A 25,536-nucleotide genomic window follows, 5' to 3' on the forward strand; every position below is an offset into this window, starting at 1 on the left:
GGCCCCGCCGACCTCAGCCCACCCCACGATGCCCGCCGCCGCGCTTGCCGAGGAACAGGCCCGGCTGCCCGCCGCGCTCGCCGAGGAACAGGCCCGGCTGGCCGCCGCCCGCGAGGCGCTGGCCCGGATGCTGGACACCGCCCGACTCCGGGTCGCCACCGGCGCGAGCGTCGCCGGAGACCGCTACACGGCCGAGACGCTCGGCCGGATGCTCAAGAGCCACGTGAAGGAACTGACCGAGGAGCCGGACGGCCCGCTCTACTTCGGACGGCTGTGGTTCGGCGCCTCGCCGGCCGCCGGGGAGCATCGCGACGAGCGCTACTACCTCGGCCGGCGCCACATCACCGACGAGTCCGGCCAACCGATCGTGATCGACTGGCGGGCACCGGTCTCCCGGGCCTTCTACCGGGCCAGCACCCGCGACCCGCTCGGGGTCCGGGAGCGCCGGCGGTACGGCTGGACCGGCCGGCACCCCGCCGAGTTGACCGGCTTCGAGGACGAACGCCTCGACGGCGGCACGTCGGTGGACGTGGCGAGCCGGCTGGTCGCCGCCGAGATCGAACGTCCGAGGATCGGGCCGATGCGGGACATCGTCGCGACGATCCAGCCGGAGCAGGACGACCTGGTCCGGGCGGACCTCGACCGGTCGGTCTGCGTACAGGGCGGTCCGGGCAGCGGGAAGACGGCCGTCGGACTGCACCGTGCCGCGTACCTGCTCTACACGCACCGGCGCCAGATGAAGCGGGGTGGCGTCCTGGTCGTCGGGCCGAACCCGGCGTTCCTGCGCTACATCTCGGCGGTGCTCCCCGCCCTCGGCGAGGTCGACGCCCTGCAGCAGACCCTCGCGGAACTGGTCGGCGGACATCCGGTCGGTGCCACCGACAGCGAGGCGGCGGCCACGGTCAAGCACGACCCCCGGATGGCAGGCGTGCTGCACCGAGCGCTGTACCAGCGGATCGGCGAGCCGACCGGGCCGCTCGTCGTTCCGGACGGCTCGTACCGGTGGCGGCTGCCGGTCGAGTGGCTACGCCGGATCGTCACCCAGGTACGGGCCGAGGCGCCGCCGTACGCCATCGGCCGGGAGCGGCTCCGGTCCCGCGTCGTCGGCCTGCTGCAACGCCGGGCCGAGGGGCGGGCGGAGACGCCGGGCGGTGCCTGGCTGCGCCGGATGGCCCGCTGCCGCCCGGTCACCGCGTTCCTCGACGAGGTGTGGCCGGCGACCCGCCCGGAGGAGCTGTTGGCCCTGCTCTTCGGCGACCCGACCGTGCTGGCCCGGGCGTCGGCCGGCGTGCTCGATGCCGAGGAGCAGGCGGTGCTCCGCTGGCAGGGCCGGCCCCGGACGGCTCGGACCGCGGCCTGGACGGCCGCCGACCGGGTACTCCTCGACGAGGTCGCCGGGCTGCTCGACCATCCGGCCGGCCATCGGCACATCGTGGTCGACGAGGCCCAGGACCTCTCCCCGATGCAGTGTCGGGCGATCGCGCGTCGCAGCCGGCACGGGTCGCTCACCGTCCTCGGTGACCTCGCCCAGGGCACCACCCCGTGGGCGGCATCGGACTGGCCGGACCAGTTGGCGCACCTCGGCCAGCCCGCCGCCACGGTCGTACCGCTGACCGCCGGGTTCCGGGTCCCGGCCGTCGTACTCGAACTGGCCAACCGGCTGCTGCCGGAGCTCGGGGTCAGGGTCGCGCCGACCAGGTCGGTGCGTACCGACGGAACGTTGCGGGTCCGGGCGGTGCCGGACCTCGCGACCGCGACCACCGAGGCGGTCGGGGCCGCGCTCGGGCTCGCCGGCTCGATCGGGGTGATCGCCGCCGACACCCGGCTGCCCCGGCTGACCGAGGCGCTGCGGTCCGCCGGGATCGCCGTCGCCGACCCGGACGCCGACGACGAGGGCGTCCGGGTGACGGCGCTGCCGGCGAGCCTGGCGAAGGGCCTGGAGTACGACCACGTCATCGTCGTCGAGCCGGCCGAGATCGTCGAGGCGGAACCGCGCGGCCCGCACCGCCTCTACGTCGTGCTCACCCGGGCCGTGTCCCGGCTCGACGTCCTGCACCAGCGGGCTCTTCCGCCGGCGTTGCGGGGCTGAGCGGTTCCGCTGCCCGGCCGGAACCCTCGCCTGCCGGACACCGGATGGCGGGTGGCGGACGGCGGGTGGCCGGGCGGGCCGGGTCGGTCAGGCCCACCGGCCGGGGCGGGTGCCGACGGCGGCCCGGAACAGGACCGTGGCGGTGGCGTACAGCACGAGCGCGGCACCGAGCCCCGGCAGTACGGTCCAGAGCGCGGAGTGGCCGGTCAGCGGGGCGAGTACGGCGGTGCCGACGGTGACGAGGCAGAGCCCGAGGCCGGTCAGGTCGTAGAGCGGGATCTTGAACAGCCGAGTGAGCGGGAAGAAGTGGATCCCCACGCCGAGGCAGACGACCATGGGGATGAGTTCGGTGTGATCGACGGCGGCGAGCACCCGGGCGATGACGTAGATGCCGACGAACTCGGCGGCGACGATCAGCCCGAAGCGGCGACCGGCGGCCCGGTCCCGCTCGACCGCCGCACCGGCCGGTACGGTGGCAGAGCGCCGGAAGAGGTGGACGGCACCGCCGATCGCCAGCAGGGTGGCCAGTGCGCTCGCCACGGTCAGCGCCGTCTCGACCGGGGCCGGGAGGTCGGCCGACAGGCCCCAACTGATCCAGGCCAGGCCGAAGAACGCCATCACCACGATGCCGACGGCCCGGCCCCGGATGTCCTCCCGGGCGAAGCCGCCGGCCCCGGCTCCGGCCTCGGTGGTGCTGGGCTGTTCGGTGGCGCTGTCGTTCATCGTGCTTCCTCCCCGGTTGGGGGCGACCGGTGGAACTGGCCGCGCCCGTACTTGATGCAACGGACAACTTTGTAGCACAAACAAGTCCGCCACAACAAGTAGTTGACCAGATCGGGGCGGGCGTGGATCACTTCCGCTCCGGTGCCCGGACCACCGGAAATGGCCCGGCGAACCGCCGGCCCGGGGCGTACGCTCCGATGCCGTGACGGATCGGGCAGCCTTCCAGTGGGACGAGACCCTGTACGCCGGCAGCGCGCGCTACTACGCCACCGGACGGATGCCGTACCCCGGCGAGATCGCGGAGCTGCTGCGTACGGAGTTGTCGCTGGACGGCCGTGGTCGGCTGCTCGACGTCGGTTGTGGACCCGGCTCGCTGACCCTTCCGCTGGCGCCGCTCTTCGACAGCGTGGTGGGGGTCGACGCGGACCCGGACATGCTCCGGCAGGCGGCCAGGGCGGCGGAGCGGGCCGGGATCGAAAACGTGCGCTGGCACCACCTGCGGGCCGAGGAGTTGCCGGCTGGGCTCGGCACGTTCCGGGTCGTCACCTTCGCGCAGTCGTTCCACTGGTTCGACCGTCCCCAGGTGGCCGCCGCCGTACGGCCGATGCTGGCGTCCGGCGGCGCGTGGGTACACGTGGGCGCCACCACGCACCGGGGCGCGCCCGGGGACGATCCGCTGCCGTATCCCCGCCCGCCGCACGACGAGGTCGAGGCACTGGTGGCCCGCTATCTCGGCCCGGTCCGCAGGGCCGGCCGGAGCCTGCTGCCCGACGGGACACCGGGCGGGGAGGAGGAGGTGATGCGGTCCGCCGGTTACCGGGGGCCGCGCCGGTTCGAGGTCGCCGGGGGCGTACTGCGGGAACGCGCCGAGGACGAGGTGGTCGCCGGGGTCTTCTCGTTGTCGTACGCCGCGCCGCACCTGTTCGCCGAACGCCGGCCCGAGTTCGAGCGGGACCTGCGGGCGCTGCTCCGTGCGGTGTCGCCCACCGGGCGCTTCGCCGAGCGCACCCGCGCCGTCGAACTGGTGGTCTGGCAGCCGTAGGTCGACACCCCGCCGGCCGCCGTTGTTCCGCCTCCGCACGCCGGTCCTGGCGTTCCGGACTGCCGTCGGCACCGGGTCGGGGTCGGATTTGGTGACATCGAGGGAGAGGACTACGGTCAAGGCCGGCTGATGCCGTCAAATGGGGCCAACGCGACCGATGGGATCATGGTGACTGTCCTCAACCCCCGGCGTATCCGATCCGTTGCCGCGCTCGCCTTCGCGTGCGCGGCGGTCCTGCCGCTCACCGCGGCCTGCGGAGGAGGCGGCAACGAGCCTCCCCAGTGGGCCGACGGAGTGTCGGCCTCGGAGTCTCCGACCGTCCTTCCGACACCGACCGAGGTGGGCCCGACGACCTCGGCGCCGACTCCGACGGCGGTCCGGACCAGCCGACCCGCGACCACCACCAGCGCGCCGGCCAGCCGGCCACGGACGATGGGGCAACGGTCGACGCTCACGGTCAGCGTGTCCGGCGGGTTGGGCCAGTCCCGGGCGTTCACCGGCATCCACCAGGATGGCTGCGGCAATCCCAGTTGGGGACTGGTGACGGTCCGGGTGGGTAGCGCCGCCAACGTCTCGTCGGTGGCGTTCCGCTACCAGGTACGCACCCCGGTGCCGTTCAACGGCAGCGGATCCGCCCGGACACTCGGCGACGACCGGGGTTCCTGGCTCGCCAGCCTCGGGCCGTTCCGGGCCGATTCACGCAACTCGGCGGGCGGCACGATCAACGTCACCGCCGAGGCGAAGTTCAAGGACGGTTCCACCCGTACCGCGAAGACCAGCACCTCGCTCAAGGCCTGCCGGCGCTGACGTCCAGGTCGGCCGGCAATCACGCCATGGTCGGCGTCGACGGCTTGGGGCATGATCGGAGGCGATGACCTTCGTATTGCACGAACCGGCCCGGCTCGACCTCTGTTACGACAGCCTCCTCGGGCTGTCGGTGGGCGACGCGCTCGGTGCCCAGTTCTTCATGGTCGGGCGGTCGCTCGCCGAACTGGTCGCGGGACGCCCGCCGGCCGGTCCGTGGGAGTGGACCGACGACACCCACATGGCCTGCTCGGTGGTGACCGAACTCGCCGAGCACGGGACGATCGATCAGGAGCGGCTCGCCTCGGTCTTCGCGGACCGCTGCGAACCGTACCGCGGCTACGGGGCGGGCGCGGTGGTGATCCTGCACCAGATCCGGGACGGCGTGCCGTGGCGGGAGGCGGCCGGTGCCGCGTTCGGCGGCGAGGGTTCCTGCGGCAACGGCGCGGCGATGCGGGTCGCCCCGCTCGGCGCGTACCACGCGGACCGGCCGCACCGGGCCGCCGAGCAGGCGATCCTGTCGGCCGAGGTCACCCACGCACATCCGGAGGGGATCGCCGGGGCGATCCTGGTCGCGGTCGCCGCCTCGGTCGCCGCCGCCGCCCGGCTCACCGGCGTACGCCCGTCCGCGTCCGCGTTCTTCGACCGACTCCAGCCGTACCTGCTGGACGGGGAGGTACGCCGGGGGATGGAGCGGGCCCGGCGGCTGCTGGAGCGGCGGTCGGCGGAGCCGGTGACGGTGGAGGAGGCGGCGTACGACCTCGGCAACGGGTCCCGGGTCACCGCCCAGGACACGGTTCCGTTCGCGCTCTGGGTCGCCGCCACCCGCCTGGCGGACTATCCGGCCGCGATCACCGCGTGCGTGGCGGCCGGCGGGGACGTCGACACGACCGGGGCGATCGTCGGTGGCGTCGTGGCGGCGTACACCGGGATCGGGGATCGTCCGGAGGCGGTCGGCGTACCGGCGGCGTGGCTGGCCGCCCGCGAGGAGTTGCCGGCCTGGGCCGACCGGAACGCGGCCCGGTCCTAGCCCCCTTCCGACCCGCCGCCGCGGGCGGCGAATTTCGCTCCCCGCACCGATACCTGTCAACATCGTCCGGTGGACGTCATCGAGCGCAACGTCGTACGGGCCGTGGTGCTGGATCAGCATGACTGCGTGCTGCTGTTCCACACCCGTGACCCGCACTACCCCGAACTGGGGACCTGGTGGGAGCTGCCCGGCGGCGGGATCGAGCCGGGCGAGACGTACCGCGAGGCGGTGGTGCGGGAACTGGCGGAGGAGACCGGCATCCGGATCACCGCTGAGCAGGTGGGCACCCCGAGCTGGCGGCGACGGGCGACGTTCCGGTACCGGGGCCACCGGCGGATCAACAACGAGGTGGTCGTGCTGGTCCGGCTGCCGACGGCCGGACCGGAGGTGGTCGGCGACTCCCGCGTCGAGTTCGAGGACGAGGACTACTTCGACCACCGCTGGTACCCCGTGGCCGAGGTGCTCGCCAGCACCGAGCAGTTCTATCCACGCCAACTGCCCGGACTGCTCGGGCCCTTCCTCGCCGGCGAGGAGATCGACGAGCCGTACGAGGAATGGTCCTGAACATCCGGCCCGCGGGCTGCCGGCGGCGCCGTACGCCTCAGCGCGGCGGCAGCGCGGTCAGCCAGGCCGGCTCGGCGAGGTCAGGGTCCTCGGACTCCCGCCAGCCGAGCACGATCTGCCGCCACGGCTCGGCCCACCGGTTCTGCGCGCCCACCAACTCGACGAGGTCGACGGCGAGCCGGATGGCGACGGTGCCGCCCGCGTTCTCCAGCCAGCGGACCAGTGCCAGTGCCTGCTCCGTTGGCACCGGCTCCTCCGGCGAGTACCAGCTCGGTGTGACGATCCGGGTGGCCCGTTCGTCGACCGTACCCAGGTAGCGAGCCCACCGGTCCGGATCGGCGTTTCCGTGGGCGAGTGCCCGCATCGCGGCGTAGCAGGCGCATCGGGCGGCGGCCCGGGGCAGTCGCGCCTGGACGAGCGGATCGACCAGCACATCCAGGTGGTCCGGAGGAAGCCATGACCACGACCGGACCAGGCCGGCCAGCCGGCGCCGGCCCGGCTCGGTCGTCGGCCCGGACAGTCCGCGCACCACGGCGGTCCAGGCACCGGCCATCGGCGGTTCGGTCACCCTCCTGGCCAGCAGGAGGCAGCCGTCGTCCCAGACGTCGTCCAGGGTGGCGGGGTCGGTGAGCAGCGCGACCAGCGGCGCGGACCCGGCCGTTCCGTGCGGCAGCCACTTCCCGTACCCGGTGAGGGCCGGTCGGACCACCGCCGGATCGTGGTGCCGGATCGCGGCGGCCAGGAAATCCGCGTACGCGCCGCGGGCCGGCCCCCCGACGACATCGGGCCGGGCGTCGAGTACGACGTCCCGGACGGCCGGCTCGGTCAGGAACGCCGCGAGTCGGGTCGGCACCTCCGGGTCCCCGATCCAGCGCAGCAACTCGCCCGCCGTGGCGGCCCGGACGTCGCGGTGCAGGTTCGGCTGGTCCCAGACGGCGAGCAGCAGATCCCGGACCCCGGTCGACGGGATCTGTGCCACCGCCCGTACCGCACCCTTGCGGGAACCCACGCTGGCCCGCTCGTCCAGCACGACGCGTCGGCACACCTCCAGCGCCGCCGACTCCGGCAACCGGGTGACCATCCGCCGTACGCCGGTCATCGCCGCCCGGCCCCGTACGCCGGCCAGCGGCGCCGCGGCCAGCAGTTCGGGCAGCGCGGATCCGGGGTCGGCCCCCCGGCCGAGCCCGGTCAGCGCGGCGGCCGCCACCGGATGCAACTCGGAGCGGCACAGCCGCAGCAGGGTGCTCGGTTCGGTGATCCGTTCCGTCGCGGCGACCCGGATCGGCAGTGCGGCGTCCTCATCGTCGGCTATCCCGGCGAGCAGTAGCTGCCAGCGTCGCGCCTGGGCCGGGCGCCACCGCCGGGACGCGGCGGTGGGCACACCGGGCAGCCACCCGTGGCCGGGAACCGGGGTCGTGATCCGGTCCAGCAGCAGGTCGACCAGGTCGGTCCGGCGGGTCGCGACGAGCGGGGCGCACACCAGCAGCGCCGGCTGCGCGCCCTCGGCCGCGACGACGCCGACCCGGCCGTCCCGGTCGGGGCCGGTGCCGAGCCACAACCGGGCGGCGGTCGCCGCCGTCGGCTCCTGGTCCGACCGGAACGCGGCAGCCGACCTCGACCGGGCGCTGCCGCCGGTCGGGGCGACGGCCTGGCCGGCGGAGCGCCAGAGTGCGCCGAGTGCGGCGTCGAGTTCGGGCAGTGCCGGCAGATGGCGGCCGAGCAACCGGCCGGCGGCCAGTACGGTCGCCGGCCGGCCGCGTTCCGGCCGGACCAGCGCCGAGATCGCCACCGCCGCCCCGGCGGTCAGCCGGAGCGGGGCGGTCCCCTCCTGCCGGTCGTCGGCGCCGGCCTGGAGCAGCAGCGTCAGCGCGTCGGCGGCGCGGGAGAACTCTCCCTCGGCCGCGGCCCGTTCGACCACCCGGACCAGCCAGCAGGTGAGTGCCGCCACGGTGTCGGGGGTGCTGTCGGCGGACTGCACGACGGCCACGGTGGCCGCCCGGAGCACCGGGAGCGGCACGGCCGCCAGCAGCGACGAGGGGGTCCGGGCCGCCCGGCGCAGGGCGACGGTCCGGACCTCCTCCTGGTCGTGCCAGGCGCGCTCGGCCCGATCCAGGATCCGGACGTACGCCTCCGGATCGCCGTGCCACTGCGCGCAGTCGAGCAGGGCGGGCCAGGCGACCATCCGTACGCCGTGTCCCGCGGCACCGGCCTGGACCAGCAACTCCTCCTCGACGTCCGGCAGCGGCATCAGCCGGAGCAACCGGAGCAGCTCGGTCGGCGGAGCCTCGCGCCGCTGGCGGGCCAGGATCGGTCGGAGCAGTTCGGCGCGGTCCGCCGGATCCAGCGTGCCGATCTCGGCGGTCGGAACTTCGTAGACCCCGGTGGTCGGGGCGACGGAGGCGGCCACGATCCGGCGCCGTTCGGAGGGCGGTAGCAGGGCCAGCAGCGGGTGGATCCCGTCGGACCGGCCCTCGCCCATCCAGTCGTCCGGCTGGACGAAGAAGGCGGCGGCGAGCTCGGCGATCTCGGCGGGGTCGAGCCGCCGTACCGCGCGTTCCACCGACCGGGGTAGCCGCTGGGACCGCAGGAAGAGCCCGGTCAGCCGGTCCCGGCGGACGATCTCCAGTACGGCGCGCGGCCGGGCGAGCAGGGTCGTGGTCGCCTGTTCAATCAACTTCCTCGGAGCGCGTTCCAGCAGCAGCAGGATCGCCTCGGGTGAACGTCGGGCGAGCACCCGGACCACCTGCGTGCGGGGCCACAGGGCGTCGCCGGCCTGCCCCGTCGCGACGGCTTCAGCGACCGCCAGTGGTGCGGTCCGGGCCAGGCGCCGGAGCAGTCCCGGCGGCGGGGACAGCCGGGGCAGCCATCGGGCGACCAGGTCGGGGGAGCAGGCGGGCAGCAGGGCGGCGATGTCCAGGTCACCGAACCGTCGGGCCACCTCCGGCAGCAACCGGTCGGCCAGTGCCCAGCGCCGGGAACGGCGCAGGATCCCGTACGTGTTCCGGCGGACCGCCAACGTCGCGTCCAGGGCCAGCCCGGCGAGTACCTCGTCCGGCACCGGCAGGCGTCCGGCGGCGGCGAGCGCCCGGGATCGGAGCAGCGGATCCGCCAGCGCGGCGACCAGCCGGTCGACGTCCCGGCGGGCCACCGCGAGGAAGAGTCCGGTGTGCCGGTCGTCGTCGTTCCCGGCGTCCAGTAGGGCGTGCAGCCCGGCGAACGTCTCGGCGGTCAGTTCCCGCCCGAGTACGGCCAGCGCCCGCATCCGAGCCGGGAACGGGGCGGTGCCGTACCGGTCGAGCCGCTCGAACGCCTCGTCGACGGCAGGGGATCGGTACGCGGCAGCCATGGCGCCGATGATCGCATCCGCCCGCCATGTAGGCCTGAGGTGTTAGGAAGGGCCCCTTCTTCTACAGAAAACGATAAGAAGGGGCCCTTCCTTGCACTTAGGGGTTGACGGTGATGGTGAAGGTGGACGTGGTGTTCCGGATGTTCTGGTAGTTGTTGCTCAGCCGGAGGTTGTTGAAGACCGCCGTGCCGCGCGCCGGGCCCTGGCCGGGCTCGGGCATCTCGTTGGCCCAGATGCCGAACCCGGACTTGGCGTCGTACGCGTCACCGCTGCGCTGCGCCCCACTGATCGAGACGTTGGTGAATATCGTGTCGGTGACCGAGTTCTGTGGCTGACCGCCCACGTAGTTGGTCTGGAACATGATGCCGTGGTAGGTCGGGTCCACGATGTCGATGTCACTGACCCGGATCGCCCGCATCTCCTTCGAGGCGGCGAAGACCCATATCGCGGGGAAGGTCTGCGCGCCCCAGAAGTGGCCGCCGGACCGGACTATCGAGGCGTTCTCGATCCGGGTCAGCCCCGGCCCGAAGCCGACGAACGGGTATCCGAAGTCCAGCGAGCTGATCGTGATTCCGGAGTAGACGAGCTGGTCGGCGATGTACATGTTGCGGAAGACGTTGTCCTGTCCGCCGTACACCGCCACGCCCGCCGCCCGCCAGGTCAGCGTCGCCGTCAGGTTCTCGAAGACGTTGCCGGTGTTCGCCCCGCCGCCGGAGTCGGTCGCGGAGAAGAGCGCGAACGCGTCGTCGCCGTTGCCGCGTCCCTCGACGTTGCTGACCAGGTTGTTCGTGCTGCCGTTGGTCATGTTGATCGCGTCGGCGAAGGTGTTGCGGATCCGCGAGTTCTTGATCGTGATGTTGCTGACGTGCACGCCCCAGAACATGCAGACGGTGTGCTCGACCCAGACGTTGTCGAAGGTCAGGTTCTGCACGTTCGACAGCTCACCCCAGACCTTGCCGGGGCCGTCGATCCGGTTGACGTAGTTGCCGAAGAAGGCGATGTGCTCGAAGGACGAGCCGTTCGCCGTGCCCTCCACCCGGAAGCCGGCATCGGTGTTCTCCTGGCCCGGCGGCGTGGTGAACCGGGTGTACCACATGCCGGCGCCGACCACCTTTACCGCCTTGCCGTACACCTGGAACTTGTTCGAGGTGCTGTAGGTGCCGGCCGGCAGGTACACCCCGACCAGGTTGCCGGTGGTGTCCATCCGGACCCGGTCCAAAGCGCTCTGCACGTCGGAGTGGCTGGTGCTGGCCGGCGTGGTGTAGCGGGCCGGGTCGGGGTTCGCCCGGGGCGAGACCTGTTCGAGGTTGACGAAGTCGATCGCGTACGTCGTGTTGTTGGCCGGGTCCTTCTGGAGCCGGATCCGGCTGCCGGCCGGGATCGACGAGTTGAGCAGCACGTTCGCCTCGTCGTAGATGTGCCGGGGTCCACCCGAGCCGGGCGAGTTGGTCGGCTGCGCCTCGTTGCCGTACAGCCAGGCGTACCGGCTGGTCAGGTCGATCGCCTTGTGGAAGGCGCCGTCGACGTAGATGTTCAGCGTCGAGTTGGCTCCGCCGCCGCCCGGGGCGTCCGGAATGGAGAACCGGGTGACCAGGGTGTTGGTGGGCGCCCGGGTGGTCCACTCGACGTAGGCACCGTTGCTGTTCAGGGTCACCGCGCGCCGGCCGGAGGCCTCACCGGCGAGGTCGCCGACGATCCGGTTCGGTCCGACGGTCGCCGCGCCGCCGCCGAGTACGCCGTCCTCGGCCTCGTACATCTCGTACGGCATGTTCGCGCCGCGCCCGACGAAGAACGGGGTGTCGCTGGTGTTGTTGGCCTGCTTCACCGGCAACTCGTTCGCGTCGGCGGCGAGCACCGTCCGGACCGTGTACCGGCCGTTGGCCGCGGTCCAGGTGCCGAGGCTCACCGGTGCGGTGCTGGCCCCGGCGGCGATGGCGCCGCTGTACGAGCCGGTCAGCGTCCGGACCGTCGCACCGGTGGCGTTGAGCACGTTCACCGTGATGCCGTGCGCGCCGCCGGCCGAGGCGACCGTGCCCTGGTTGCGGATCGCCACCGAGAAGGTGACCGTCTGGCCGTTCGCCGGGGTGCTCGGTGACCAGCTCGGAACGGCGACCAGGTCCGAGCTGGCCACCGGGGAGACGGTCAGCGGGGACGGGTTGGTGAAGCTGTTGTTCGTCTCGCTCTGCTCGACGACGGCGTTCGACTCGTCGACCTTGGCGGTCAACTGGTAGCTGCCGGCGTTGCGCGGGCCGGCGTTGGCGGTGACGGTGCTGCTGGCCCCGGCCGCGAGCCCGCCGACGGCGGCGGTGCCGACCAGGGTCGTACCCAGGTAGAAGTTGACGTTGGTCGCGCCGGACGCCGCGGTGCCGGCGTTGCGGACCGTGGCCGAGACGGTGATCGCGGTGGTCTCGACCGGGGCGGCCGGGCTCCAGGTGGCGGCGGTGACCGTCAGGTCCGGGTTCGGTGCCGGCACCCCGAGGACCTGGAACTCGGCGACCTGTCCGGCCGGGGCTCCGCTGTTCGAGGTGATCGACAGCCGTACGTCGGCGACGCTGCCGCTGACCGGGATGGTGACGCTGTTGCCACTGGCCGGGTTGAAGTTGTGCAGCGTCGCCGCCGCCAGGGAGGTGAACGACGAGGAGCTCTGCTCGCGGCCGAGCACCTGGATGGTCTGGCTACGCGGGCCCCAGGACGAGTCCGGGTTCAGCCGGACGACCACCGAGCTGACGGTGGCGTTCGCGCCGAGCTGCACGGTGAGCGCACTCGGGTACGCCCCACCGGCGCCCTCCCAGTAGGTCGCCAGGTTGTCGTCGTTGGCGTTGGTGGCGACGAAGGTGTGCACCGTCGACGAGGCGGTGATCGGCCGGCCCAGTGCCAGGTTTGTGCCGGTCGGCCCACCGGTTCCGGTCCGGGTGACGGTGTTGCTGTTCCCCGACACGTTGCCGGCGGCGTCCCGGGCCCGCACCTGGTACGTCACCGTCGCGGTGGCCGGCTGGCTGTCCGTGTACGTCAGCACGTTGCCGACGTTGGCCCGGAGCGTGCCGTTGGCGTAGACGTCGTACCCGGCCACTCCGGTGTTGTCGCTGGCGGCGGACCAGGTCAACCGGATCTGCCCGCTGGCCGGCTGGGTGTAGGCCAGGTTCGTCGGCGCGGTCGGTGCCTGGTTGTCGGGGCCGCCGGTCGGGCCGTGCACCTCGAATTCGGAGAGCTGGGCGGACGGCCAGCCGGTGTTGGCGGTGACGTGCAGCCGCAGGAACCGGGTGTTGGTCGTGGGCAGCGTGATGGTGACGGTGTTGCCGCTGGCCGGATTGAAGGTGTAGCCGGTGGCGGCGACCAGGGTGCTGAACGTGGTCCCGTTGTTGCTGTTCTGCACCGACAGGGTCTGGGTCCGGGTGCCCCAGCCGGTCGGCAGCTTGAGCACGAGCCGGTTCACGTCGGCGGCGGTCCCGAGGTCGGCCTGGATCCACTGTGGAAAGGCGTTGCTGTTGCTCTCCCAGTAGCTCGCCTGGTTGCCGTCGTCGGTGTTGCTCGCCGGGTACTCCGGGTGCGAACTGCTGGCCGTCATGGTCGCGGGGACGGCGGCGATCTCGGCCCGCTGTGCCGGGTTGTCGGGGCGGGCCGAGGCGGAGGTCGGAAAGAGCGATCCGGCGACCACGACCAGTCCGGTGGCGAGCGTCGCCGCGATCAGGCGCGGCCTTACCTGCTGCTGTCTCATTGCGTTCCCTTGGCGCTCGTCGGAACCGACAGGGGTGCTGCGGGACGGCCGGGACCTGGTCGGCGTCTGGCCCGGCTGCCGCTCGCCGCCGGTCGCGGGCGGCAGCCGGACCAGTCGGCGTCTGGCCCGGCTGCCGCCCACCGCCGGGGGCGAGCGGCAACGCCGCCCGTCGTCCGTCCACCGCCGCCGCGACCCCGCCGAGGGCCGCTCCTCCCGTGGCGGCCGGGCAGGAGTACGGAGGGCGCCTGTTCAGAAATTCCGGGAAGTAGAAAGCTATCCGGCATCTTCTAGCCCGAAACTTGCGCTCTGTCGTCGTAATGTTGCAGACGTGCTACGGCCGCGTCAACACTTCGGCCGGATCAGTCCGCGTCGATGGCGCACACTGGGGCGGTTTATCCACATCGATCGTTATTTGCGGGCTCGACGGGCCCTCGTGGCCTCGGCCCAGGGTGGCCGTCGGAACGTGGGTCCGGCGCAGTTGGTGGCCCGGCTCCGGCGCGCAGAGCGGCGAGCGGGGCAGGACGGCTAGACATCGGATGTATGGCGAGGCATGATCGCGGTCGGCGGGCTCGTGGGCGGGCGTGACAGTTGACCCGATGTGGAGTGATGGGATGACCGAGTTCACCGGCCTGACGGCCATCGTCACCGGCGGCGCGTCCGGGATCGGGCTGGCCACCGCGCGGCTGCTGGCCGCGCGCGGCGCCCGGGTGGCCTGTCTCGACCTGACCCCGGAGGCCGTACCGGAGCCGCTGCTCGGGATCCGCGCGGACGTCACCGACGACGAGTCGGTCCGCGCCGCGGTACGGAGTGCCGTGAGCACGCTCGGCCGGCTCGACGTACTGGTCAACAACGCCGGGATCGGCGCGCAGGGCACCGTGGAGAGCAACCCGGACGACGAGTGGCACCGGGTCCTCGACGTCAACGTGGTCGGCCTGGTCCGGGTCACCCGGGCCTGCCTGCCGGCGCTGCGGGAGTCGCCGCACGCGGCCATCGTCAACACCTGCTCGATCGCCGCGACCGCCGGCCTGCCGCAGCGGGCGCTCTACAGCGCCAGCAAGGGCGCGGTCCAGTCGCTGACCCTGGCGATGGCTGCCGACCACGTGCGGGAGGGGATCCGGGTCAACTGCGTCAACCCCGGCACCGTGGACACCCCGTGGGTCCGCCGGCTGCTCTCCGCCGCCGCCGACCCCGACGCCGAACTCACCGCGCTGCGGGCGCGGCAGGCCACCGGCCGGCTGGTCAGCGCGGACGAGGTGGCCGCCGCGATCGTGCACCTGGCCAGCCCGTCGGCCGCGTCCACCACCGGCGCCGTACTCGCGGTGGACGGCGGGATGCAGGGCCTGCGGCTCCGGCCACCGGCCGCCGACGCCGGACCGGTCAGGTCCTGAGGAGGTACGCGTGGAGCAGATCGCCCTGCACACCCGGCTGAAACCGGGCAGGGAGCAGGAGTACGAGCGGGTGCACGCCACCATCCCGACCGCGCTGGACGGGGCACTGCGGGATGCCGGGGTCCGGTCCTGGCGGATCTGGCGCAGTGGTCGGGACCTGTTCCACCTGGTGGAGGTCGACGACTATTCGGCGATGCGGGCCGCCCTGCGGGACCATCCGGCGAACGTCCCGTGGCAGGCCAGGATGGCCGAGTTGCTGGAGGTCGAGGACGACTACTCCGGCGACGACCACGGGCTCGACCTCGTCTGGCGGCTTCCGTGACGGCCGGCCCCCGGCTGGGCCGTTCGGCGGTCACGGTCGGTCGGCTCGGTCTGGGTACCGCGCCGCTGGGCAACCTGTTCAGCGCGGTCGACGACGGCACCGCCGCGACCACTGTGGACGCCGCCTGGGCCGCCGGCATCCGCTACTTCGACACCGCGCCGCACTACGGCCTCGGGCTGGCCGAACGCCGACTCGGCGCGGCACTCGTCGACCGTCCCCGGTCCGGCTACACCGTCAGCACCAAGGTCGGCCGGCGGCTGGTGCCGGATCCCGACGGTGCCGGACGCCGGGACGACGAGGGCTTCGACGTACCGGCCGCGTACCGCCGGGTCTGGGACTTCAGCGCCGACGGGGTACGCCGGACCCTGGCGGCCAGCCTCGACCGGCTCGGCCTGGACCGGGTGGACCTGCTGCTGATCCACGATCCGGAGGACCATCAGGCGGAGGCGCTCGGGCAGGCGTACCCGGCGTTGCACGAGTTACGGGCCCAGGGCGTGATCGGTGCGCTCGGGGTCGGCTCGAAGCGGTGGGAGGTGCTGCACCGGTTCGTCACCGAGACCGACGTCGACGCGGTGATGCTGGCCGGCCGGTACACCCTGCTGGAACAGCCCGCGTTGGACAGCCTGCTGCCGGACTGCCTGTCCCGGGGCGTGTCGGTGCTCAACGTCGGGGTCTTCAACAGTGGCCTGCTGGCCGTCGATCGACCCCACGCCGGCCTGCCCTACGAGTACGCCGAGGCGCCGGCCCCGATCGTGGGCCGGGCCCAGGCGATCGCCGAGGTCTGCGCCCGGTACGGCGTCCCGCTGCCGGCCGCCGCGCTGGCCTTCGCCGGAGCCCATCCGGCGGTGGCCTCGGTGCTGGTCGGTGCCCGGAACGCCGAACAGATCAGCCGCAACGCCGAGTTGGCCGCCGCCCCGACCCCGCCCGACGAACTCTGGACCGAACTGGTCGAGTCGGGCCTGCTCCGGCCGGACGCGCCCCGGCCGTACCGGGCGGTGGCCTCCTCGTGATCGTCGACGCGCACCACCACCTGTGGCGGATCGAGGACGGGTACGGCTGGCTCGACGATCCGGACCTGGCCCCGATCCGGCGTACCTTCACCCCGGACGACCTGTGCCGGGAGTTGACGGCCGTCGGGGTGGACCGGACGGTGCTGGTCGAGGGCGGACGCTGCGATCCGGCCGAGGCGGCGATCCTGCTCCGGTACGCCCGCGACACCGGGCCGATCGCCGCGGTGGTGGCCTGGGCCGACCCCACCGATCCGGGACTGGCCGACATCCTGGCCGGCTACCGGGAACTGCCCGGGGGAGAGCGGCTGGTCGGGATCCGGCCGCAGGTGCAGGGTGAGCCGGACCCGAACTACCTGGACCGGCCGGAGGTGCGGGCCGGACTGCGTACCGTCGCGGCTGCCGGACTCGCCTTCGACCTGGTGATCCGGGCGGACCAGTTGCCCGGCGCGGCGCGGGCCGCCGAGGCGGTCCCCGAGTTGCGGTTCGTGCTGGACCACCTGGGCAAGCCCCGGATCTCTGCCGGTACCGCCGGACACGCCGACTGGGCCGACCCGCTCGGTACGCTGGCCGCCCGGCCGAACGTCACCGCGAAGCTCTCCGGACTGGTCACCGAGGCCGACTGGACCCGGTGGACGGTCGACGACCTGCGCCCGTTCGTGGCGACCGCCGTCGAGCGGTTCGGCCCGGACCGGCTGATGTTCGGCTCGGACTGGCCGGTCTGCCTGCTCGCCGCCGGCTACGGCACGGTCCGGGACGCCCTGGTCGAGGCGCTGCCACCGTTGTCGGCGGGGGAGCGGGACGACGTCTTCGGCGGCACCGCCGTCCGGGTGTACCGGCTGGCCGGATCGACCGGACTGACCGCCGGATCGTAGGGCGAATCACCCGACCCGGCCCCGGCACCGACTCCGGTGACGAGCGGCGGAAGGCCGGGCGGGGCAGCTGGCTGAGGGTGGCCCTGGGAGGGCTGGTCTCGGCCCGGCCTTACTCGCGGGCGCCTGTTCCCGCAGGGTGGTGCACGAAGCGCGCACCCGACGACAGGACAGGAGCCTTCCTCTTGCGGTACCGACTACTTGGCCAGACCGGCCTGCGAATCTCCGAGTTGTTCCTCGGCGCGATGAACTTCGGTGAGCAGGACGGGGGGCGTACCCGGCTGCCGGAGATCCGCGACATCCTCGACGTCTATCTCGACGCCGGCGGCAACGTCGTCGACACGGCGGTGAACTACGGCGGCGGGGAGAGCGAGCAGGTCCTCGGCGAGGTGCTGGAGGGGCGGCGGGACCGGCTGGTCCTGGCCACCAAGTACACCTGCGCCCGGAACACCAGCGACCCCAACGCCGCCGGCAACCACCGCAAGAACCTCACGCTGTCGCTGGAGACCAGTCTGCGACGGCTCCGCACCGACTACATCGACCTGTACTGGGTGCACGTCTGGGACCGGCACACCCCGATCGAGGAGATGATGCGGGCCCTCGACGACGCCGTACGGGCCGGGAAGATCCTGTACGTCGGCATCTCCGACGCCCCGGCCTGGGTGGTGAGCCGGGCCAACACACTGGCGCAGTGGCGGGACTGGACGCCGTTCGTGGGCCTCCAGGTGCCGTACAACCTGCTGGAGCGGGACATCGAGCGGGAGTTGCTGCCGATGGCGGAGGCGTTCGGGATGACCGTGGCGACCTGGTCGCCGCTCGCACACGGCCTGCTGTCCGGCAGGCACACCCGGCCCGACTCCTCCGCTGCCGGTTCTGCCGGCGCTGTCTCCGACGGTGCCGATCCGCTCGGTGCGGGTTCGCTCAGTGGGCGGGAGCGGGCGGCGGTCCGGGCGGTGCAGGACGTCGCGGACGAACTGGGGGTCAGTGCCGCCCAGGTGGCCATCGCCTGGACCCGGGCGGCCTCCCGAGCCGTACATCCGATCATCGGGGTCAGCAGCGTACGGCAGCTCAGGGACAATCTCGGTGCCGTCGATGTCGTACTGCCCGCCGAGGCGGTGGCGCGGCTCTCGGCGGCGGTGGAGTTCACCGCCGGATTCCCTGCCGACTTCATCGCCGAGTGCGAACAGACTCCGTGGGTCGCCGGGCTCAGCGCCACTCACCTCGACGGTCGCTGAACCTCCCCACCCGGTGTGTCGTGGCCGGATGCCGACGACGACGAATACGACGCCAGATCCTCCGGCGGGGGCATCCGTTGTCCCTCCAGACAGGTATGACGGGATCGCCCGCCGGAGGGTTGGCGGCGCTGTATCGGGACATTTACGGTCGCTGCATCGACACGACCGGAGGTAAACCGATGCGGACCCGACACAAATTCTGGCTGGTAGCGCTGGCAATGGCGACGGCAATGGCCGGCGGCCTGATCCCGACAAGTGCCGGCGCAACCGAAACGGCGGCAGGAAAGGCGATATCTGACGACCGCGAGCGCGACCTCGCCGCATTCGAGCGCATCCTGGGGCAGCAGGAGGCGGCCTGGGCGGCCGAGGACGGAACGGCCTTTGCCGCCACGTTCGCCGAGGACGCCGACCTGGTCACCTTCAACGGCGACTACCTGGTCACCCGCCGGGGTATCGCCGCAGGAATGCAGCACGCCTTCGACCTCTACATTCCACCCAGTCGGATCGTGCGGCTCGGCGAGCACATCCGGTTCCTCGAACCGGACGTCGCGATAATCGTACGCACGAGTTGCATTATCGACGCCGGTCAGGAAGCCTGCCGATCTGGCTCCGATTCGAGGAACACGAACGTGCTACGTAAGCGGCACGGTGGATGGCTACAGACGTCGTTCCAGAACACTCGAATCGACCCGTTACCGTGAACTGATCCCGTTATCGGCGCCGGTGCCGGGCCGGAGTTCCTCGGCCCGGCCGCGCGACGACCTGCCGGCGCTGGCCTGCCCCCTGTCCGCCCCCGCCGGGACGAAAGCCACCCCTCGACGAACTCGGGCCCCAACCTCGGGTCGACGCCGACGTCCGGCCGGTGGGCCTCCCGGCAGCCTGGCGGGACCGCTGCTCCGACCTGGATCGGACGGAGTGCGCGTCCGCCAGGAGATAGCTGAACGCCGATTGACAAAGTTTGGCATCCAAACTTAATCTCGACTGTCCGGGGGCAGTGCGCGCCCTCGCCTGCGGCGCGCCCCACCGTCTTTTTCAGCGGCCGAGATCCAGGCAAGGAGTGCCATTGTGAGTCTGCAGAGCACGTTGCGAAGAGCCCGGTGGCGGGTCGGTTTGGTCATGGGCAGTGCGGCACTGCTGCTGGCCACCGGTGCGATGGTGGCGGCCAGCGCGCAGGCGGCCGCCGGCTGCCGGGTGGCGTACGCGACGGCGTCGCAGTGGTCGGGTGGCTTCAGCGCCAACGTGGGCATCACCAACCTCGGTGACCCGCTCAGTGGCTGGAGCCTGGTCTGGACGTTCCCGTCCGGGCAGCGGGTGACCCAGGCGTGGAACGCCAACGTCACCTCGTCCGGCAGCCAGGTGACCGCGACCAACGTCAGCTACAACGGCGCGCTCGCGACCAACGGCACGGTGTCGTTCGGCTTCAACGGCTCCTGGTCGGGTACGAACGCCGTACCCACCTCGTTCACGCTCAACGGTGTCGCCTGCACGGGCAGCGTCGGGGGTACGACGACGCCGACCACCCGGCCGCCCACGACCCCGCCGCCGACCACCCGGCCGCCGACCACACCACCGCCGACCACGCCACCGCCGGCCGGCAACCCGATGGCCGCGGTGGCCGCGATGCAGCCGGGCTGGAACCTGGGGAACTCGTTCGACGCGGTCGGCGCCGACGAGACCGCCTGGGGCAACCCGAGGGTGACCGAGGCGTTGCTGGACAACATCCGGGCGCAGGGCTTCAACAGCATCCGGATCCCGGTCACCTGGACCAACCACCACGGCGCGGCGCCGAGCTACACGATCGACGCGGCCTGGCTCAACCGGGTACGTGAGGTGGTCAACTGGGCCCTGGCCGACGGCTTCTACGTGATGATCAACCTCCACCACGACTCGTGGCAGTGGATCAACACGATGCCGACCGACCGCACCAACGTGCTCAACCGGTACAACGCACTCTGGACCCAGCTCGCCAGCGCGTTCCGGGACGCCTCACCCCGGCTGCACTTCGAGAGCGTCAACGAGCCACAGTTCACCGGCAGCTCCGGCGATGCCCAGAACGCGACGCTGTTGAACGAGCTGAACACGTCCTTCCACCGGATCGTCCGCCAGTCCGGCGGCAACAACGCCACCCGGCTGCTCGTGCTCCCGACCCTGCACACCTCGGCCGACCAGCCCCGGGTGGACGAGTTGGTGAGCACGTTCACCGCGTTGAACGACCCCAACCTCATCGCGACCGTCCACTTCTACGGGTACTGGCCGTTCAGCGTGAACGTCGCCGGCGGTACCCGCTTCGACGCCACCGCCCAGCAGGACCTGACCGGCGTGCTCGACCGGGTGTACAACGCGTTCGTCTCGCGCAACATCCCGGTCGTCATCGGCGAGTACGGGCTGCTCGGCTTCGACCGGCACACCGGCACCATCGAGCAGGGCGAGAAGCTGAAGTTCTTCGAGTATCTCGGCTACTACGCACGCAACCGGAGAATCACCACGCAACTGTGGGACAACGGGCAGCACTTCGGCCGTACGTCGTTCCAGTGGAGCGACCCGGAGCTGTTTGCCCAGATCAAATCGAGCTGGACCACGCGCTCCGGCACCGCGTCCAGCGACCAGGTGTACGTGCCGAGAACCGGCTCGATCACCAGCAAGAGCCTGACCCTCAACCTGAACGGCACCACGTTCCAGGGACTGCGCCAGGGGAACACCGACCTCGTGAACGGTACCGACTACACGGTCTCCGGCAGCACGCTCACGCTCACCGCGGCCGCCCTCACCCGGCTGGTCGGCTCCCGGGCGTACGGCGTCAACGCGAACATCCAGGCCCGCTTCTCGCAGGGCGTGCCGTGGCGGATCAGCATCATCACGTACGACCCGCCGGTGCTCTCCAACGCGACCGGGGCGGCGGCCTCGTTCGCCGTACCGACGCAGTTCCGGGGGGACCAGCTCGCCACCATGGAGGCGAAGTACGCCGACGGCAGCAACGCGGGTCCGCACAACTGGACCTCGTTCAAGGAGTTCGACGTCGCGTTCGCCCCGAACTACAGCGCGAACTCGATCACCCTGAAGCCCGAGTTCTTCGCCGAGGTGAACGACGGACAGCGGGTCACCCTGACGTTCCACTTCTGGAGCGGTACGACCCTCACGTACTACGTCACCGAGTCGGGCGGCAACGTCACCGGCACGACGTCGTGACCTGACGCCGGGGGTGCCGCAGCCGGGAAGCTGCGGCACCCTCGGCCTCGTCCGCGCCGTCCTCGCCGTCCTCCCGGCCCGCCCGGTGGTACGACGAGCCGGCGCGTCACGGCAGGCGGTTGACCCGCAGCCGGCGGTCGATCAGTTCGTCCTCGGAGACCGGGCCACCGTGCAGCAGCTTCTCGATGTCGGTCGCGAGCGCGTGGCCCAGCTCGGCGCAGATGGCCTGTGCCTCCCGCCAGAGCGACCGTGCCCGACCGGGCGTGCGGGCGGCGACGGCCGATGCCAGCAGGTCGAGACCGTAGGCCTGACGCAGCGGGTCGTGCGCGGCTCGGGCGATCTCGATCTCGGTGGCGGCGGATTCGGCGGCGAGGTCGAAGCGCCGCTGCCGCAGCGACAACTCACCGGCCCAGTGGTTGAGGTACGCCGTGGTGTGCACGTCGCCGCTCGCCGCGGCTGCGGCCAGGCCGCGTCGGACACACTCCGCAGCCTGCTCCAACTCACCCTGGTTGTAGTGCAGGTGGGTCAGGTTGAGCCAGAGCACCGGCGAGTAGCGGGGATCGTCGGAGTAGCCGGGCAGGGCGAGTGCCGCCCGCAGGTGGCGCCGCGCGTCCTGCGGCCGGCCGAAGGTGTTGCACAGCCCACCGAGGTTCACCAGGATCGGCCCGGTCGACAGCACGTCGCCACCCGCCGTGGCGATGTCGAGTGCGCGGTGGTACGCCTCGGCGGCCTGCTCGTACCGGCCCAGTTGTTTGTACGCCACGCCGAGGCCCACCAGGATGCGGCTCTCGGCGTACCAGTCGCCCCACAGCCGCGCCGACTCCTGGGCGGAGCTGTACGCCTCGACCCAGTCACGCCAGAGCCGATGCTGGTGATAGAACGCGAACAGGCTGCCGGCGAGCTCGGCAGCGGCCCGGTGCCAGCCGCGGCGGCCGAGATCGCGGATGAGGGCGACGAGATTGTCACGCTCGGCCCCGAACCAGGCCAGGGCGGCGTCCCGTGAGGTGAACCGGAGCGGCTGCGCCGGCGGGTGGGCCAGATCCGGCTCGGCCCTGCCGGCTCGTCGCGGGCTGAGCAGTGGGTAGGCGTGGAATGCGGTGTCGAGGTACCAGTCGGCGGCACGGCGTACGGCGGCAGACAGATCTGTCGCCGACTCCTCGGCGCAGGCGCGTTCCCTCGCGAAGAGTCGGATCAGCTCGTGCATCCGGTAGTCGCCGTTGGCGTCGGGCGCGGCGAGTTGGCGTCGGGACAGCGACTGCAACAACCGGCGGGCATCCGGCGCGGGCAGCGCGGCGGCGACCGCCGCGCAGGCGGGGCTGACCGCCACGACGGGAAGCGTGCCGAGCAGCCGGAACAGCCGGGCGAGGTCCGCGTCCAACCGGCGGTACGAGCTGTCGAACACCCCACGCATGCCGCGGTCCTCGTCGTCGATCTCCAACGCGGCCAGCCGCTTGTCTTCCGGGGTCAGCTCCGCGACGATCGCCTCCGGTTCGAGGTGGGGGTCGTCGGCGAGCCGGCAGCCGATGATGCGCAGGGCCAGTGGCATCCCGTCGCACAGCCGGGCCAGCTCGGCGAGCGGACCGGGCGAGACGTCGGGCAGCCGGCCGCCGCTCACCGCGGCCAGTAGCTGCGTCGCGTCGTCGACCGGCATCGGCTCGAGGCGGATCTGGCGAGCCCGCTCGTGCACGCTCAGGCCGGGCAGGGCCTCCCGGGACACCGCGATCAGGGTGACGTTGGCGTCAACCGGTAGCGCGGCGCGTACGTGCGCCGCGGCCGGTACGTTGTCCAGGACGAGCAGGCGACACCCCGTCATCGAGGCGTGATAGAAGGCCGTCAGCTCCTCGGCGTCGTCGGGTAGTCGGTCGTCGGTCAGGCCGAGCTGCCGCAGCACCAGCCGCAGCCCCTTCTCGGGCGAGATCGGGCCGGGCGCCGCGTGGCCGTACAGGTCGACATAGACGGCGCCGTCGGGGAAGTTCGCGGCCGCAGCGTGCGCCCAGTGCAGGACAAGCGCGGTCTTACCCACGCCACCGACGCCGTGGACGATCCCGAGCGCAGGCCCCGGACGAGGACGTTGCGCCAGCCGGTCCAGGGCGGCCAACTCCCGGGTACGGCCGACGAAGTCGGTGACAGGCCCCGGCATCCGGCGCGCCGAGGTCGCGGTCTGCCCACGTGACGGCCCGAGGACGGACGGCGCACCCGCCGGGTGTGCCCGAAGCAGCGTCGCGTCCGCCCGCAGGATCGCCGCGTGCAGGTCGCCGAGGTTGCGGCTCGGGTCGATCCCGCTGGTCTGTACCAGGTGCCGACGGAACCTGGCGTAGTGCTCCCCGGCCTCGACGGTCCGTCCGGACCGGTGCAGCGCGAGCATGTACAGGGCCGCCAGCTGCTCGTTCTCCGGATGCGCCGCGACCGCGTCGGTCAGGTCGGGAAGCATCTCGCGATGACCTCCCCGCTCCAGCTCTCCACCGAGCCAGCACTCGAGCGTACGTAGCCGCAGCTCGTCCAGGGTCCGGCCGACCCGCTCCCGGAGGGCGGCGCTGGCGACGTCCGCCATGAGCGGTCCGCGCCAGAGATCGAGCGCGTCGCGGTACATCGCCGCGCGGTCGCCGGGATCGCCGAGGTGGCCGGCCCGCTCGACCAGGGCCCGGAACCGATGAGCGTCCACGGCGTCGGGTGGCACGTCGACCAGATAACCGACCTGTTTGGACACCACCTGGGGAGCGGTTGGATACGGCCGCAACGCCGATCGAAGCCGGGCGGCGTGGGCATGGATCGTGCGTCGTGCGGCTGCCGGTGGTTCCTTGTCCCACAGCAACGCGATCAACCGTTCGGTGGGTACGAGTCTGTTGGCCTCAAGCAGCAGCACGGCGAGCAGGCAACGCTCTCGCCGCCGTCCGATCTGAATGTTCTGCCCGTCGACTCGGGCTTCGAACGGACCAAGCAGCAAGAAGTCCATCACTGCGGTCACTATCGTCGCAGGCTGAGCCGATGGCAACCCCATGGCAACACGTCGGCAGCGCGCGTGGGCGAAGGTAGGACATCCATCAGCCTCTACGTGCCGGACGATCACCTTTACAGCACTGTCGTGTGTGGATCGATGCCGGTCCGGGCCGGGGTGCGCCCCGGTCGGCACCGGGTGAACGTCGCTGTCCACATTTCCAATCGCAACGGGGGAACGTTCATGAGTGTCAGTACGGGTACGGCGAGACCTTTCCCGGGCAGTCTGGTCCGGCAGCGCCGCCACGATCTGGGCCTGTCGCAGAAGGAGTTGGCTGGCCTGACGGGCCTGAGCGAACGGACGGTGCGGGACATCGAACAGAGCCGGGTCGCGCTTCCGAGGAGTGCGTCGCGGCGAAGCCTCTCCGACGTCCTTGGACTGAGCCGCAGCCCGGAAGCACAGCTCAACCTGCCCGACATCGACGTTCTCGGTGCACTGCGGTTGACGATGCGGGATCGGCAGGTGGACGTACCGGGAGCGATGCTGCGCGGTCTGCTCGGCCTCTTCGCGTTGCGTGTCAACAACGTCGTCCAACCCGGGGAGATGGTCGACTGGCTGTGGGGGGCCAGTCCCCCCAAGAGCGCACGAAACCTCCTGCACCTCTACGTGTCGCGACTGCGCCAGATTCTCGAGCCGCAGCGACCGCTGCGCAGCCGGGCCGGGCTGATCCGATCGAGGAACGGCGGTTACGAACTCCACCTCGAACCGGCTCGGATCGACGCCCACGTGTTCCGTGCCCTGGCCCAGCGCGCCCGCGCGGCAGCCCGGGCAGGCCAGGTGGACGAGGCCCTGGACGCGTACGCCGCGGCTCTGCACACCTGGCGCGGCCCGGTGCTGGCCGATCTCGGTCCGCAGATCCGCCTCCACCCGGCCATCGTCAGCATCGCCCGCGCCCGCGTCGCTGCGGCGGCGGAGTACGCCCAGATCGCGGTGGCGGCGGGACGCGCCCGGCTCGTACCGGACCTGCTTCTGGATCTCCTTCCGCAGGAGCCGCTCAACGAGACGCTCCACGCACAGACGATGACCGCGCTGACGGCCGAAGGGGACCCCGTCACGGCGGTGCGCCTGTTCCACGAAATCCAGTCCCGCCTGCGGGAGGAACTCGGGCTCTCACCGGGTCACCAACTCCAGACCGCGTTGGCCACCGCTTTCGGCGCGATGCGGCAAGCCTGATCCGCCGGTCCAACCGTTCGGAACTGCCGATCCCCTTCCGGCCGG

17 protein-coding genes are annotated in these 25,536 nt (G+C 72.0%); 13 read left to right on the forward strand and 4 right to left on the reverse strand.

From position 1 onward, the window contains the following. Positions 1-28 precede the first annotated feature (28 nt). Positions 29-2,089: a HelD family protein gene (locus H4W31_RS20755; protein ID WP_192772258.1), complete on the forward strand. Its 2,061-nt coding sequence runs from the start codon at positions 29-31 to the stop codon at positions 2,087-2,089. Between the two features lie 87 nt (positions 2,090-2,176). On the opposite strand, the gene H4W31_RS20760 is transcribed toward H4W31_RS20755, so the two are convergent. Further along, positions 2,177-2,812, reverse strand: a complete 636-nt coding sequence (locus H4W31_RS20760; protein ID WP_192768180.1) for a hypothetical protein — start codon at positions 2,810-2,812, stop codon at positions 2,177-2,179. Between the two features lie 202 nt (positions 2,813-3,014). Between H4W31_RS20760 and H4W31_RS20765 the strand changes: the two genes are divergently transcribed. The 4 genes from H4W31_RS20765 (at position 3,015) to H4W31_RS20780 (ending at position 6,252) form a co-directional block, all read left to right on the forward strand. Then, positions 3,015-3,854, forward strand: a complete 840-nt coding sequence (locus tag H4W31_RS20765; protein WP_192768181.1) for a class I SAM-dependent methyltransferase — start codon at positions 3,015-3,017, stop codon at positions 3,852-3,854. A 165-nt stretch (positions 3,855-4,019) separates the two neighbouring features. Next, positions 4,020-4,661, forward strand: a complete 642-nt coding sequence (locus H4W31_RS20770; RefSeq protein ID WP_192768182.1) for a hypothetical protein — start codon at positions 4,020-4,022, stop codon at positions 4,659-4,661. Between the two features lie 64 nt (positions 4,662-4,725). After that, a complete protein-coding gene (locus H4W31_RS20775; protein ID WP_192768183.1) occupies positions 4,726-5,688 on the forward strand; it encodes an ADP-ribosylglycohydrolase family protein in 963 nt (320 codons plus the stop codon). Positions 5,689-5,757: 69 nt separating this feature from the next. Further along, positions 5,758-6,252, forward strand: a complete 495-nt coding sequence (locus H4W31_RS20780) for an NUDIX hydrolase (protein ID WP_192768184.1) — start codon at positions 5,758-5,760, stop codon at positions 6,250-6,252. 37 nt (positions 6,253-6,289) lie between these two features. Here H4W31_RS20780 and H4W31_RS20785 read toward each other — a convergent pair whose 3' ends face one another. Together H4W31_RS20785 and H4W31_RS20790 are read right to left on the reverse strand one after the other, a co-directional pair. Then, complete coding sequence (locus H4W31_RS20785; RefSeq protein WP_192768185.1) at positions 6,290-9,598, reverse strand: hypothetical protein; 3,309 nt, start codon at positions 9,596-9,598, stop codon at positions 6,290-6,292. Positions 9,599-9,695: 97 nt separating this feature from the next. Beyond that, positions 9,696-13,313 carry a discoidin domain-containing protein gene (locus H4W31_RS20790; protein ID WP_192768186.1) on the reverse strand — a complete coding sequence of 1,206 codons (3,618 nt, stop codon included), beginning with the start codon at positions 13,311-13,313 and terminating at the stop codon, positions 9,696-9,698. A 611-nt stretch (positions 13,314-13,924) separates the two neighbouring features. Here H4W31_RS20790 and H4W31_RS20795 point away from each other — a divergent pair. The 7 genes from H4W31_RS20795 to H4W31_RS20825 all read left to right on the forward strand — a co-directional run bounded on the left by H4W31_RS20795 (position 13,925) and on the right by H4W31_RS20825 (position 21,323). Beyond that, entirely contained in the window at positions 13,925-14,701 is a 777-nt protein-coding gene (locus H4W31_RS20795; RefSeq protein ID WP_192768187.1) for an SDR family NAD(P)-dependent oxidoreductase, read from the forward strand. A 10-nt stretch (positions 14,702-14,711) separates the two neighbouring features. Continuing rightward, positions 14,712-15,023 (forward strand): L-rhamnose mutarotase, encoded by a 312-nt coding sequence (locus H4W31_RS20800; protein ID WP_318783304.1) that lies wholly within the window; start codon positions 14,712-14,714, stop codon positions 15,021-15,023. Then, entirely contained in the window at positions 15,020-16,033 is a 1,014-nt protein-coding gene (locus H4W31_RS20805) for an aldo/keto reductase (RefSeq protein ID WP_192768188.1), read from the forward strand. Before H4W31_RS20800 ends, H4W31_RS20805 begins: the two co-directional genes overlap by 4 nt. Next, positions 16,030-16,905 (forward strand): amidohydrolase family protein, encoded by an 876-nt coding sequence (locus H4W31_RS20810; protein ID WP_192768189.1) that lies wholly within the window; start codon positions 16,030-16,032, stop codon positions 16,903-16,905. Before H4W31_RS20805 ends, H4W31_RS20810 begins: the two co-directional genes overlap by 4 nt. A 182-nt stretch (positions 16,906-17,087) precedes the next feature. Then, complete coding sequence (locus H4W31_RS20815) at positions 17,088-18,137, forward strand: aldo/keto reductase (protein WP_192768190.1); 1,050 nt, start codon at positions 17,088-17,090, stop codon at positions 18,135-18,137. A gap of 179 nt (positions 18,138-18,316) precedes the next feature. After that, entirely contained in the window at positions 18,317-18,838 is a 522-nt protein-coding gene (locus tag H4W31_RS20820) for an SgcJ/EcaC family oxidoreductase (protein ID WP_192768191.1), read from the forward strand. Positions 18,839-19,253: 415 nt separating this feature from the next. Continuing rightward, the gene (locus tag H4W31_RS20825) at positions 19,254-21,323 is read left to right on the forward strand and encodes a cellulase family glycosylhydrolase (RefSeq protein WP_404825722.1); all 2,070 of its coding nucleotides are present in this window, start codon (positions 19,254-19,256) and stop codon (positions 21,321-21,323) included. Positions 21,324-21,429: 106 nt separating this feature from the next. Here H4W31_RS20825 and H4W31_RS20830 read toward each other — a convergent pair whose 3' ends face one another. Continuing rightward, on the reverse strand, positions 21,430-24,186 hold the full coding sequence (locus tag H4W31_RS20830; protein ID WP_192768192.1) for an AfsR/SARP family transcriptional regulator: 2,757 nt from the start codon (positions 24,184-24,186) through the stop codon (positions 21,430-21,432). Here H4W31_RS20830 and H4W31_RS20835 point away from each other — a divergent pair. After that, the gene (locus tag H4W31_RS20835) at positions 24,088-25,491 is read left to right on the forward strand and encodes a BTAD domain-containing putative transcriptional regulator (protein WP_225945615.1); all 1,404 of its coding nucleotides are present in this window, start codon (positions 24,088-24,090) and stop codon (positions 25,489-25,491) included. The genes H4W31_RS20830 and H4W31_RS20835 overlap by 99 nt on opposite strands. Positions 25,492-25,536: the final 45 nt, after the last annotated feature.

Source organism: Plantactinospora soyae, assembly GCF_014874095.1.
GTDB lineage: Bacteria > Actinomycetota > Actinomycetes > Mycobacteriales > Micromonosporaceae > Plantactinospora > Plantactinospora soyae.